Annotated in this window: 9 protein-coding genes; 6 read left to right on the top strand and 3 right to left on the bottom strand. The window is 60.3% G+C overall.

From position 1 onward, the window contains the following. The first annotated feature begins 6 nt into the window (after positions 1 to 6). From amaB to ydiJ, 3 genes are read left to right on the top strand one after another with little or no spacing between them, the layout of a single operon-like run. Positions 7 to 1,539 (top strand): L-piperidine-6-carboxylate dehydrogenase, encoded by a 1,533-nt coding sequence (gene amaB / locus LH464_RS00925; RefSeq protein WP_226784468.1) that lies wholly within the window; start codon positions 7 to 9, stop codon positions 1,537 to 1,539. 13 nt (positions 1,540 to 1,552) lie between these two features. Next, positions 1,553 to 2,785 carry a pyridoxal phosphate-dependent aminotransferase gene (locus LH464_RS00920; protein WP_226784467.1) on the top strand — a complete coding sequence of 411 codons (1,233 nt, stop codon included), beginning with the start codon at positions 1,553 to 1,555 and terminating at the stop codon, positions 2,783 to 2,785. Positions 2,786 to 2,819: 34 nt separating this feature from the next. Continuing rightward, complete coding sequence (gene ydiJ / locus LH464_RS00915; protein WP_226784466.1) at positions 2,820 to 5,852, top strand: D-2-hydroxyglutarate dehydrogenase YdiJ; 3,033 nt, start codon at positions 2,820 to 2,822, stop codon at positions 5,850 to 5,852. An 80-nt stretch (positions 5,853 to 5,932) separates the two neighbouring features. Here ydiJ and LH464_RS00910 read toward each other — a convergent pair whose 3' ends face one another. Continuing rightward, entirely contained in the window at positions 5,933 to 7,036 is a 1,104-nt protein-coding gene (locus LH464_RS00910) for a saccharopine dehydrogenase family protein (RefSeq protein WP_226784465.1), read from the bottom strand. 136 nt (positions 7,037 to 7,172) lie between these two features. Between LH464_RS00910 and LH464_RS00905 the strand changes: the two genes are divergently transcribed. From LH464_RS00905 to LH464_RS00895, 3 genes are all read left to right on the top strand, one after another. Beyond that, positions 7,173 to 7,604 (top strand): Lrp/AsnC family transcriptional regulator, encoded by a 432-nt coding sequence (locus tag LH464_RS00905; protein WP_226784464.1) that lies wholly within the window; start codon positions 7,173 to 7,175, stop codon positions 7,602 to 7,604. A 218-nt stretch (positions 7,605 to 7,822) separates the two neighbouring features. Further along, positions 7,823 to 9,910: a TonB-dependent siderophore receptor gene (locus LH464_RS00900; RefSeq protein WP_226784463.1), complete on the top strand. Its 2,088-nt coding sequence runs from the start codon at positions 7,823 to 7,825 to the stop codon at positions 9,908 to 9,910. Then, complete coding sequence (locus tag LH464_RS00895) at positions 9,910 to 11,112, top strand: MFS transporter (protein ID WP_226784462.1); 1,203 nt, start codon at positions 9,910 to 9,912, stop codon at positions 11,110 to 11,112. Before LH464_RS00900 ends, LH464_RS00895 begins: the two co-directional genes overlap by 1 nt. A 107-nt stretch (positions 11,113 to 11,219) precedes the next feature. Here the strand turns inward: LH464_RS00895 and LH464_RS00890 are convergent, their stop codons facing one another. Next, complete coding sequence (locus LH464_RS00890; RefSeq protein WP_226784461.1) at positions 11,220 to 11,750, bottom strand: dihydrofolate reductase family protein; 531 nt, start codon at positions 11,748 to 11,750, stop codon at positions 11,220 to 11,222. A gap of 147 nt (positions 11,751 to 11,897) precedes the next feature. Next, a complete protein-coding gene (locus tag LH464_RS00885; protein ID WP_226784460.1) occupies positions 11,898 to 12,986 on the bottom strand; it encodes a siderophore-interacting protein in 1,089 nt (362 codons plus the stop codon). Positions 12,987 to 13,123: the final 137 nt, after the last annotated feature.

Genomic DNA, 13,123 nt, shown 5'->3' with positions numbered 1-13,123 from the left:
CATTCGATGAACATCGCTGTAAAGTCAGTTTCCATGGCCGATGAGGCTGCTGCCATCCTTGCGCGCCTGGGCGTGGACAAGTCGCTCTACACTCAGGGACAGATGGCATCCTTTTCGCCCATCACCGGTGAGAAGATCGGCAACCTGAAGACCGTTTCATCCGATGAGGCTGCCGCGGCGATCGAAACTGCGCACGACGCATTCCGCACCTGGCGTCTGGTGCCGGCTCCCAAGCGCGGCGAACTGGTCCGTCTGCTTGGCGAGGAACTGCGTGCAGCCAAGGACGATCTCGGTCGTCTCGTCTCGATCGAGGCCGGCAAGATCCCGTCCGAGGGGCTGGGCGAAGTCCAGGAAATGATCGACATCTGCGACTTTGCCGTTGGCCTGTCGCGCCAGCTCTACGGCTTGACGATCGCAACGGAACGCCCTGGCCACCGGATGATGGAGACATGGCATCCGCTCGGCGTCATCGGGATCATTTCGGCCTTCAACTTTCCGGTCGCCGTATGGGCGTGGAATGCGGCGCTGGCCCTCGTCTGCGGAAACGCAGTCGTCTGGAAGCCTTCCGAAAAGACGCCACTGACGGCGTTGGCCTCCCAGGCAATCCTTGAGCGTGCGCTTGCGCGTTACGGCGATGCACCGGCAGGTCTCTCGCAGGTTCTGATCGGTGATCGCACGGTGGGCGAAGTGCTTGTCGATCATCCCAAGGTCCCGCTCGTATCTGCCACCGGTTCAACGCGGATGGGGCGCGATGTCGGCCCGCGTCTCGCGAAGCGCTTCGCGAGGGCGATCCTGGAGCTTGGCGGAAACAATGGCGGGATCGTCTGCCCGTCGGCTGATCTCGACATGGCGTTGCGCGCCATCGCGTTTGGCGCCATGGGCACCGCCGGCCAACGTTGCACCACGCTTCGGCGTCTTTTCGTGCACGAAAGCGTCTATGACCAACTCGTGCCGCGCCTGAAGAAGGCCTATGAAAGCGTTTCGGTGGGCAACCCCCTTGAAACGTCTGCACTGGTCGGCCCGCTGGTCGACAAGCTTGCCTTCGACGGCATGCAGAAGGCCCTGTCCGAAGCGAAGGCCCATGGCGGCGCTGTCACCGGGGGCGCCCGCATCGATCTTGGCCTTGCAGATGCCTTCTACGTCAGGCCCGCTTTGGTCGAGATGCCGAAACATGAGGGTCCGGTTCTCGAAGAGACCTTCGCTCCTATCCTGTACGTCATGAAGTACAGCGATTTCGAAGCCGTACTTGCAGATCACAACAACGTCGGTGCGGGACTGTCTTCCTCGATCTTCACCCTCGATATGCGTGAAGCAGAGCGGTTCTTGTCGGCGGATGGATCGGACTGCGGTATCGCCAACGTCAACATCGGCACCTCCGGAGCTGAAATCGGCGGCGCGTTTGGCGGCGAAAAGGAAACGGGCGGCGGTCGTGAGTCCGGCTCTGACTCCTGGAGGGCTTACATGCGCCGTGCCACCAACACGGTAAACTATTCCAAGGCTCTTCCGCTCGCCCAAGGCGTTTCCTTCGATATCGAATAAGGCGGTTGTGACCATGACCATCAACACCAAGGTCGAAGCGGCGCAGTTCAAACCTGCGTCGCGCATTGCGGCCGTCGGCGTATCCAGGATTGTACAGATCGGCGCTCGCGCTGCTGCCATGAAGCGAGATGGCCTGCCGATCATCATTCTCGGGGCTGGTGAACCCGATTTCGATACGCCGCAGAATATCAAGGACGCTGCGAAAGCCGCCATAGATGCCGGCGATACCAAGTACACGGCACTGGACGGAACGCCCGCCTTGAAGAAGGCGGTTGTCGAAAAATTTCGCCGCGAGAATGGGATCGACTACGCGATCGACGAAGTCACGGTCGCAACGGGTGCCAAGCAGATCCTGTTCAATGCCTTCATGGCAACACTCGACCCGGGCGACGAAGTCATCATCCCGACGCCGTACTGGACGTCGTACTCCGACATCGTCGAGATCTGCGGTGGCAAGGCAGTACTCATTCCGTGCGACGCGGATGCGGGTTTCCGCCTGACCGCCGAGCAGCTTGAGAAGGCGGTCACTCCGAAGACCCGCTGGCTGCTTCTCAACTCGCCTTCAAACCCGTCAGGTGCCGCATACAGCACCGATGACTATCGTCCTCTGCTGGACGTCCTGATGCGCCATCCGCATGTCTGGCTGATGGTGGACGATATGTACGAGCACATCGTGTACGACGATTTTGACTTCGTTACGCCCGTCGCAATCGAACCACGGCTGAAAGAGCGGTCACTCACCATCAACGGCGTGTCCAAAGCGTACGCCATGACAGGCTGGCGCATCGGCTATGCAGGTGGTCCCAAGGCTTTGATCAAGGCCATGGCGGTCATCCAGAGCCAGGCCACCTCGTGCCCGTCTTCTGTCAGCCAGGCGGCCTCTGTCGAGGCATTGAACGGGCCGCAGGATTTCCTGGAGGGTCGTCAGCTGAGCTTCCGCAAGCGCCGTGATCTTGTCGTGAACGGACTCAACGCCATCGACGGCATAGAGTGCCGCGTCCCGGAAGGCGCGTTCTACACGTTTGCGAACTGCGCTGGCGTCCTGGGAAAGACAACTCCCAAGGGACGAAAGATCGACACCGATGCCGACTTTACCGACTACCTTCTGGAAGAGGCGCATGTTGCGGTTGTTCCCGGTTCGGCGTTCGGGTTGTCTCCGTTCTTCAGGATCTCCTATGCAACGGCGGAGGTGGAGCTTATCGAAGCGCTGAACCGCATCGCACGCGCCTGCGAGGCTTTACGCTGATCGCGTGCCTTTGCGGAGTTGAGCAAGGCTCTCCATGATCCCGCGGTTAAATACCAGTACGCAGTCAACCCTCCAGCCGCCCGGCTTTGTCGAGCGGCTGGTCGAGGTCGGGTTCGAGGGCGACATCGAAACCCGCAAAGCCTCCCGCACGGTCTTTGCCACCGACAACTCGATTTATCAGGTTGAACCTCTAGGCATCCTCTTTCCGAGGGGCGTCGATGATCTCGTGGTTATCGGCACGGTCTTGAATGAACCTGCTTTCAGGAATGTCGCGATAGCGCCTCGCGGTGGCGGGACCGGGACGAATGGTCAGTCGCTCACGTCCGGTTTTGTGGTCGACTGTTCGCGACACATGAACAGGATCCTCGATATCGACCCGGTCCGGCGTGTCGCCCGCGTGGAGGCCGGAGTTGTCAAGGATCAGTTGAACCGTGCGCTCGAGCCCTACGGCCTCTTTTTCGCACCGGAACTGTCGACGTCAAATCGCGCTACGATCGGCGGGATGATCTCGACGGATGCTTGCGGTCAGGGCTCCTGCATTTACGGCAAGACCTCCAACCACGTTCTGGGCCTGCGTGCCGTTCTCAGCGACGGTACCGACTGGTGGTCACGCCCCCTGGATAAGGAGGAACTCGCGGGACAGCTCAAGCGTGAGGACAGCGTCGGAGCCGTCTTCCGAACCGTTGAAAAGATCGTCCGGGAGAAGCAGAGCGAGATCAAGGCAGTCTTTCCCAATCTCAATCGGTATATGACAGGTTACGACCTCGCCCACGTCATCCGTGAAGATGGCAGGTTCGACATCAATGCGGTGCTGTGCGGATCGGAGGGCACTCTCGCGTTCATCGCGGAAGCAGAGTTGAACCTGCTGCCGATCCCGAAATACGCCGCGCTTATCAATATACGGTACGGTGACTTCAACACAGCTCTTGAGGATGCGAGGGCTCTCGTCGACCTGAAGGTGGCCTCCGTCGAGACCATCGATGAGAAAGTCCTGTCTCTCGCCAAAGGCGATATCGTCTGGACGGGGATCGCGGGCTTCTTCCCCGATGAGGGCAACGCTCCTGCGAACGGAATAAATATCGTCGAGGTCCTGGCGGACGATGCAGAGGGGCTGGCTCGCAAGCTGGAAGAAGTCACGTCGACGCTGGACGCGAGCCATACGGCGCGCCACCTCGGGTACACGACCACGAGCAACAAGGCCGATATCGACGCGATCTGGACAATGCGGAAGCGTGCGGTTGGTCTTCTCGGGAATGTCGAAGGGTCGGTGCGCCCCGTTCCCTTCGTCGAGGACACCGCAGTCCCGCCGGAAAATCTGGCGGCTTATATCCGCGAATTCCGTAGCCTTCTCGACAACGAGGGCCTTTCTTATGGCATGTTCGGGCATGTGGACGTGGGCGTCCTGCATGTACGTCCGGCACTGGACCTGACGCGCGCCGACCACGAGCCGCTGGTCCGGAAAATCTCGGATGCTGTCGTTGCCCTGACCCGGAAATACGGAGGTGTTCTCTGGGGGGAGCATGGCAAAGGCGTGCGCTCCGAGTATGTGCCGGAGTTCTTCGGGCCAGTGTATCCCAGCCTCCAGCAGATCAAGCGGGCGTTCGACCCATGGAACCGGATGAACCCCGGCAAGATTGCCGCGCCGGAAGGCTCCTCGCTGCTCAAAATCGATGAGGTGCCGACGCGCGGCAGCTTCGATCGCGTATTGGGCAACGATATACGAGCAGCGTTCGACAACGCGGCATATTGCAATGGGAACGGCGCATGTTTCGACTTCGACGAGACAAGCCCGATGTGCCCGTCTTTCAAGGCAACACGTGATCGCCGATACTCGCCGAAAGGGCGAGCATCATTGATGCGTGAATGGCTGCGACAGCTCGCGGAACTCGGTGTAGATCCGCGGGAAGTGGCGAAACGGCATCGCCATGCAAGCCCGCTGCCGGCCGCTATCAGGCGGGCGCTCAACTCTCTCGATCCAAGGAACCGGAGCGACTTCTCCCACGAGGTGCGCGCCGCCATGGACAATTGCCTCGCGTGCAAAGCCTGCGCCGGTCAGTGTCCCGTCAAGGTGAGCGTCCCGGCATTTCGCGCCAAATTCTATGAGCTTTACTACGGCCGCTATCTTCGCCCCCTCAAGCATTCCATGGTCGGGTCTATCGAGACGCTTCTGCCGCTCATGGTGCGTCTCAGGCCAATCTATAACCTCGCTGTATCGACGACCGCCGGAAGGTCACTGGTGCGGGCCTTTGGCCTCACTGCCCTGCCAAAACTCCCAAAACGTAACCTGAAGGAAGAAATCGGTCCGTTTTCGGCGGGCGAGGCGACGCTTGAAACGATCGGCAGGTTGTCGCCTGAGGAGCGGGCGAAGGTTGTCGTCTTCGTCGCAGACATGTTCACCGCTCACTTTGAGCCCGCTGCCGTGGCTTCCGGCATGGAGCTTGCGAGGCGGATGGGATTCAGGCCCTACATCGCGGCGGAGTTGGGCAACGGCAAGCCACTGCATGTCCATGGGTACCTGAAGAAGTTCGGGCAAGTCGCTGAAAAACAATCGCGCTATCTGAATGAGATCTCGGCCCTTGGGGTGACACTGGTCGGGATAGACCCGTCCATGACAATGACCTACCGGAGCGAGTATCGAACGCCGGATCAGCCATCCGGAACGGTCGAGGTGCTGCTTCCACAGGAGTGGCTGAGCCGCAACCTGCAGCACTTGGCGGTTTCAAAACATGCGCCGCGGCACGCTTTCAAATTGCTGGGGCACTGTACCGAACGAAGCAATGCTCCCGCTTTGGCGAAGCAATGGACAGTGGTTTTCGATCACCTCGGGATCAGCCTGACCACGCCTGACACGGGATGTTGCGGCATGGCGGGGACGTTTGGACATGAAGTTTCCAACCGGGCGATGTCCGAGAAGCTCTATGCGATGAGCTGGAAAGCGATTGTCGGGTCGGCGGCCAATGATGAGGTGTTGATGGCGACGGGCTATTCCTGCCGCTCGCAGGTGAAGGCTATCGAAGGAAGCCTGATCCGTCATCCGCTGGTGATCATCAACCAGCTCACCGCCTAAAAGTCTCCGTTCCCAGTATGGTCCCGGTATCGTCAGCGCCCGGCGGTACTCGCCGAGCGCTTTCCTGTGGCTTGGAAACCTTAGACGGCTTCCTTCAGACGCAGTGCTTCCGGATCGTATACGCGGCCGAAACGGTTGCTGAGGAAATCGGCCAAGGCGATTTCTTCCTGCCGGACGAAGCCCTTCGCAGGGAGCTTGCCGTTTGCCAGGAGGTCGAGCACGGTGGCAATTCCCGCAGCCGTCGTGATCTGGATTGCGCTCATCTTCCGACCTGACACAACACGGGCGTAGACCTTGTTGGCGTAAGTCTCCTGCATGTAGCGGCCGTCCTTCCAGCCGCAAACGGTTACGAAGACGACGACGACATCCTGCATGGTCGCGGGAAGTGCGTTTTCGAAAAGATCCTTGAGCACGTCACGGCGGTTTTTCAGGTTGAGATCGTTCAGCAAGGCCTTGATGATCGCCTGATGGCCCGGATAGCGGATCGTCCGATAGTTCATCGTTCGCACGCGGCCTTCCAGCGTCTTGGCGAGCGTACCTAAGCCACCGGACGTGTTGAACGCCTCATAGGTCACGCCATCGAGCGAAAATTCCTCGCGTTCCTCCATGGCCGGCACAGTGATGAGCTTGCCTTCGACGATCGCTTCGCAAGGCTCGATGTACTCGTTGATGAGACCGTCGGTGCTCCAGGTCAGATTGTAGTTCAAGGCGTTGGACGGGTACTGCGGCAATGCGCCAACGCGCATGCGGACGCTGTCGAGAGAATCAAACCGCTTGGCGAGGTCGTTTGCGACGATCGAGATAAAGCCGGGTGCGAGACCGCACTGGGGGATGAAAGCGGTGTTTGCGCCTTGCGCCAGCTGCTCAACCAGCTTGGTGGTCGCTACGTCTTCCGTAAGGTCGAGATAATGAACACCGGCTTTGAGAGCAGCTTCGGCGATGCTGCCAGTGAGGTTGAACGGTGCTGCGGACAATACTGCGAACTTGCCGCTGAGTCCCTCGATCAGCGCGTCGCGGTCTGCAATATCGATGGCCGCTGTCGTGATAGCCGAATGCCGTTCGATCTTGGCCAGTTGCTCCTCGCTTCGGTCGGCGATGACGACTTTATAGTCACCCGTTTCCGCCAGCATCAGTGCTATGGCTCCGCCGATCTTGCCGGCACCGATTACCAAGATTTCCTTCATGTCCGTCTCCGCCTTTGACTATAGGATATTTATAAGGATAAACGGCTGGCGGGTGATCTGAAGCGTCGAAAGTGACATATAGAGGTACCGATGTGATCATATCGACCACAGATCTAGGCATATCGATGGGATGGGCATGCAGCTTACGGTGAAGGACAGAGAACTGCTCGCGTTGCTGGGAGAGAACGCGCGACTGCCCGTGGCGACGTTGGCAAAGAAGCTATCCTTGTCCAGGACCACTGTGCAGGCTCGGCTGGAGCGGCTCGAAAGGGAAGGGGTGATCACCGGTTACGGCGTGAGGTTGTCGGATGAGTACGCTTCCAGCTTGATCCGGGCGCATATCCTGATCACCATCGCGCCCAAGGCTCTGGCTCAGGTGACCTCTTCGCTCGGCAAGCTGCAGGCCGTAACGACCCTTCATTCCGTCAGCGGCTCTTATGACCTCGTCGCCATGATTGCTGCTCCATCCATCTCGGAACTGGATCAGCTTATCGATGAAATAGGGGCCATCGACGGAGTGGACCGTACCCTTTCATCCCTCATACTTTCGACACGCATCGCACGCTGAAGCCGGCACGGACGCTCAAAGCGGCCCATGGCATTCGGCTTTGGTGAATGATGCGAAAGTCGCGGTGGCCGGCGGGGGCGGCAAGCGAGATTTCCCTATCCGATGAAACGACCGGTGTTGTGGATTTGCATGCCTCTGGCTAAGTGTTCCCTGAATACTTGACCCTTTCAATCAAATTTGGGAATTCCAACAGGCAATATCATTTTTGGGGATGAATTATGTCTGTCCGATCAAGGCTTTGGCGCCAGAGGCTCGTGCTTCTGGCGGGAGTTTCGCTCGTCCTTCAAGCGCCCGGTGCGCTGGCGCAAGAGGAAACGGTTCTCGAGACGATCACCATCGAGGCCGAGAGCGATGATATCCTCGTCCAGGATGGTTATGTGGGGAAGACCGACCGGATCGGCACGAAGACGGATACGCCGCTGGTGAGGCTTCCGCAGGCGGTCTCGGTCGTGACTCAGGACCAGATCGAGGACCAGCGTCCGCGCACGCTGAACGAGGCGTTGACCTATACCGCCGGTGCCAATCCGAATACGTTCGGCTTCGACACCCGCTACGACGCGTTCTTCCTGCGCGGCTTTCCAACGCATTATACCGGCATGTTCCGGGACGGCCTGAAGCAGGTGAACGGGCCATCGGCCTGGTTTCGCGCGGAACCCTATGGCCTTGAGGGCATAACCATTCTCAAGGGGCCGTCGTCAGCGCTCTACGGCGTGAGCGGCGCCGGCGGTATCGTCAACATGGTGACGAAGCGTCCCAAGGACGTGCCGTTCCGCGAAGTCGAGGTGGGGATCGGCCAGGATAACCGATACCAGGCGGGGGTGGATCTTTCCGGCCCGGCAAACGAAGACGAATCGCTGCTCTACCGCTTCACAGCGATGGGGCGGAAGAGCGACACCGAGCTTTCCGGCTATCCTGACGACAAGCTGTACCTCGCGCCCGCATTCACGTGGAAGCCTGACGAGGACACCAAGCTTACTGTTCTCGGCGAGTATTCGAAGGCGCGCACCGGTGGCACGGCCTTCTTCTACCAGCCGGTCTACGGTGAGGTCACGGATATCTACGGTGGCGATCCGGACTGGAACGATTTCGACCAGAGCCAAGGTCGGATCGGTTACGAGTTCGAGCACAGGTTGAACGACGTCGTCACGCTGCGACAAAATCTGCGGTACAGCGAGGTTGACGCCGACTTGCAGTATAGCGGGCTTAGCGGGATCCCGGCGGTCCGCGACTGGGGCCACTACAAGGAAGACCTGAAAAATCTCGCGATCGACACGATGGCGCAGTTCGAATTCGACACGGGCGCCGTCAGCCATACAGCGATAGCGGGCATCGACTACGGATGGTCCGACTACAACGCCTATAGCGCCTTCGCCTTTGATCTGGCGGACGTGCAAAGTGCTCCGCCCCCCTTCATCGGTAGCCAGAAGACGAACCTCCTGGGCATCTATCTCCATGATCAGATGGAATGGGATAATCTCACAGTGTTCGGAAGCGCGCGGTACGATTGGACCGATACCGATGCTGTCGACTTTGCTTTTGCCGAGAGCAACCAGAAGGATGAGGGCTTCTCGGGCCGCATCGGTCTTTCCTATCGCACGGAGATCGGTCTGATCCCCTATGCCAGCTATTCGACATCGTTCTCGCCGAACATCGGTTTCGTCTACGACGACCCGAGCTCCACGGTGAGCCGTGTCGCAGATCCGACGATCGGTCGGCAGAAGGAAATCGGGGTGAAATACGAGATCCCGGATTCCAATGCCGTCCTGAGCGCCGCATTCTTCGATATCGATCAGGATGATGGCATCGTCTTCGATACGTCAGCCGGGATCAACAAGCAGGTTGTCCGCGACCTCAATTCCCGAGGCGTCGAGCTGGAGGCAAACGCCTCCTTCGACAACGGCTTCAGCCTGATTGCATCCTACACCTACCAGCGCATGAAGATTCGCAAGGGCGGCCTGGGGACCGAGGGCAACGAGCTGTCGGCGACGCCCAATCACATCGCCTCCCTCTGGGGGCACTACCTCGTCGAATCCGGCCCGCTCCAGGGGCTCGGTCTCGGGGCAGGTGTCCGCTATGTGGGAGACAGCTATGGCGATGACCAGAACAGCTTCGAGAATGACAGCCGCGTCTTCGTGGATGCCGCTCTCTCCTACGACTTCGGCTACCGCAATCCGGACCTCGAAGGGTTGTCACTACAGGTGAATGCGAAGAACCTGTTCGACACGCAGAAGCCGATTTGCTCGGCCGGATCCTGCTATTGGGACGAAGGCCGCACGATCTACGGCAGCTTGCGTTACCGCTTCTGATGTCGTCCGTGCAGCAACCAACGCCGGCGGTGCTCCTGACGGGCATCGCCGGGCTCTATGTCGCCCAGAGCGTTATCGGCGGCATCACCTGGAGCGGCCTGCCGGCGGTGATGCGCGAGGCGGGCGTTCCGCTCGACATGATCGGGCTCGTCTCGCTTATTGCTCTGCCCTGGGTGTTCAAGTTCCTCTGGGCACCTGCGGTGGAGCGCTACCGCTTGCCGGCCAAGGGGCGCAACCGATCGGGCGTCATCGTGCTGGCCGGCGGACTGGCGTCCGTGGCCGGCCTTGTTCTGGCCGGAGCGCTCGATCCGGCCAATGCCCTGCCCATTCTCGGGTTGCTGACGATTATCGCCTTCGCAGCATCGACGGTGGACATCGCCTGCGACGGTTTTGCGGTGCAGAGCCTTGCGCAACGCCACCATGGTTGGGGGAATGCCGCGCAGGTGGGGGGAGCCTATCTCGGTTCCGCTTTGGGAGGCGGGCTTTTCCTCTATCTCGTCGGCACCTCCGGCTGGCAGGTTGCCATCTGGACGATGGCCGCGGTCCTCGTCCTTCTCGGCATCCCCTTCCTCTCCGGTGTTGCCAGCCGGATGCCGGATGAAACGCGCGAGCACGTGCCATCGCTCGCCGCCGCCCTGCGTCGACCGCAACTGCGGCGAGGCCTGGTTGCCGCCGCGGCTTTCGTGATCGCCCAGAAGATGGCGATGGGGATGATCGGGCCGTTTCTCGTCGATAGCGGCGTTGATCTGGCGACGATCGGCGTGATGAACGGCGTCGGAAGCCTGTTGATTGGATCGGCGGCGGCACTCCTGGGCGGTGCCTGCGTGCGGATGTGGGGTATCAGGCCGGTGCTGATCCTCGCTCTTTTCCTGCAGGCTGTCCTGCTGAGCCTGTTTGCGATTGCCGGCTGGAACGGAGCATTCCCGGTGCCGGTTCTGATGGCGCTGGCCATTGCCAGCTCGTCCGGCATCATGGCTTTCGGTTTCGTCGCGCTCTACGCGCAGTTCATGCGCTGGTCCGACCCACGGCAGGCGGGCGTCGATTTCACGCTCTTCCAGTGCATGGATGCGCTGGTCAGCATGGCGGGTGGAGTGGCGGCCGGGCAAATCGCGAACGCGTTTGGATACGGCGTTTTCTTTGCCGGAGCGGCTGTCGTGGCGATTGCCGTTGTCCCTGTCATCGCGCTGGTGTCCGAACGCTAGTGGATAGGTATCGAGATGGCAGCCCGTTGTGGGATTTGCCACGCGTTTGCCGCGTGCGGATCTTCAGGATCCGCGCTGGCATCACCTCCGTCTGGTGAGGCGCGCGATCAAGCAGGAACGTACGTCAACCGGATCACGTCCTCGCCAACGTGATCGGTGGAGACAAGGCGGAGTCTTGGCCGCGGGCCGGTGAAGAATGGCTTGCCGCGACCAAGCACGACGGGGTGAAGGTAGAGCCTATACTCATCGATAAGACCAAGGTCGGTCAGGCTTCGTGCCAAGTCTGGTCCGGAGACTGCAATCTCCCCGACGAGATCAGCCTTCAGCCCGCGTACCACCGCCTCGACGTCATCCTCGACAAGTGTGGCGTTGGGGCCGACTGACTTCAGCGAGCGCGACACGACCCACTTCGGCTGGCGCCGCCACGCCGCCGCGAATTCTTGTTGCTCCGCATTCCACTCAGGACGCTCCTCGTCCCAATAACGCATGATCTCATAGATCCGGCGACCGTAGACACTACCGGCCAGGTCGCGCACATGCTCTATCCAGTGACGAAAGAGCGCGGGACCTGGTGCAAATTCCTGGTGGTCGACGTAGCCGTCCAGGGACTGGTTCATTCCAAAGACGAGCTTCGCCATGCTGCAAAATCTCCACCAAAGCATTCAGAATAGCTCGAAGAGACATTCCGCAAAAGGAGGTGGCATAAATTGCGCGCCGCTTTGTCGGCGTGCCGAACAACGGAAGGGCGCTAACTGCCCTCGTGCGACTTCTATCTGCCGGGCTGTTCAGTCGTCGCTGCTGGTTCGGTCGCCCCCGTTCACTCCCCGGCGCCAATAGGCGACGATGAGCTGGCGGTCCTTGGGCAGGCACCAATCCTTGCGGACGATCTTGCGGATCTCGCGGAAGTCGGTGAATTCGCATCCGGCCCATACGAAAAGATCGGAGGGCAGGGTGGTCCCGTCGATGCCCTTCAGCGCCTCTGTCAGGAGACCTGCTGTGCCGGCGGGGCGTCCGTTGCGGAAGCACCAGGTGATGGAGGCGTTCGGCGCGGCCAGCGGAAGAATATCGGCTTGCGTGTCCACTTCCAGAAAGACCCTGGCGCTGGTTGTCGTCGGCATGTTCTCGATGATGCGGGAAATTGCCGGAATGGCCGTGTCGTCTCCGAGCAGAAGAAGATTACCGCAGTCGGGAGCGTCACCGCCGCCTGGACCCAACATGCCGATGACCTGTCCGCGGACAGCCGACTGAGCGAAATTTGCGGCCGGCGTGTCCACACCCGGATGCAGCACGAAATCCACGTCGAGGGTGCCAGCGGCGACGTCGATGCTGCGGATGGTGTAGATCCGCACGGTCAACGCATCATCCCCGGTCGGCCAGACAATGAGACCGTCTGGACCTATGGCTGGCCAGACCGGCTTTCTGCCGGCCGACGGGATCAGCAGGCGAATGTGGATTCCGCCGCTTGCGTAACGATCGAGGTTGTCCGCTTGGAAGCGGATCCGCTGCATGTGCGGCGATATGCGGTGCGACGACACCACGGCGATCTGCCGAAAGAAGACCGGCAGGGAAGGCATGTTGTCCTGGCCGCTCCAGCAGATGCCACTGGTGCTGCCGAGAATTTCGGAGGCATGCGCCGCGACTTCCATCTTCACATAGGAGAGGTTGGTGTCATCGTCCGCAAAGACGCGAAGATGGATGCGGCTGCCCTGAAGCTTGGCCGAGACCGAGCCGTAGTGGAGCGGGAAGTCCCAGCTGCCGGCGGAGACACTGTCCGGCCCCGATGCGGAATGGTCTTCGTGCATCTTTTCGACCAAAGCCACAGCGGCGTGATGGTCGATGACGGTTTCCGAGGACAATCTGAGTGCGAGGGCCATGGCTCAACCTGAGGCTTCGAAATTCGATCGAGCAATGCCACGCTTGCAGCCAGTCGTCCACAAAAAAAGATGAGCATTAAAGTCACCTTTGTTGCTTGCTATCGCTGTGTTGCCGGAATTTTACCCTCTAGCCTGCC

The organism is Pseudorhizobium xiangyangii (assembly GCF_020531965.1).
Lineage (GTDB): Bacteria > Pseudomonadota > Alphaproteobacteria > Rhizobiales > Rhizobiaceae > Neorhizobium > Neorhizobium xiangyangii.
Note: the sequence above shows the minus strand (reverse complement) of the source record. Positions and strands in the feature narration are given on the sequence as shown.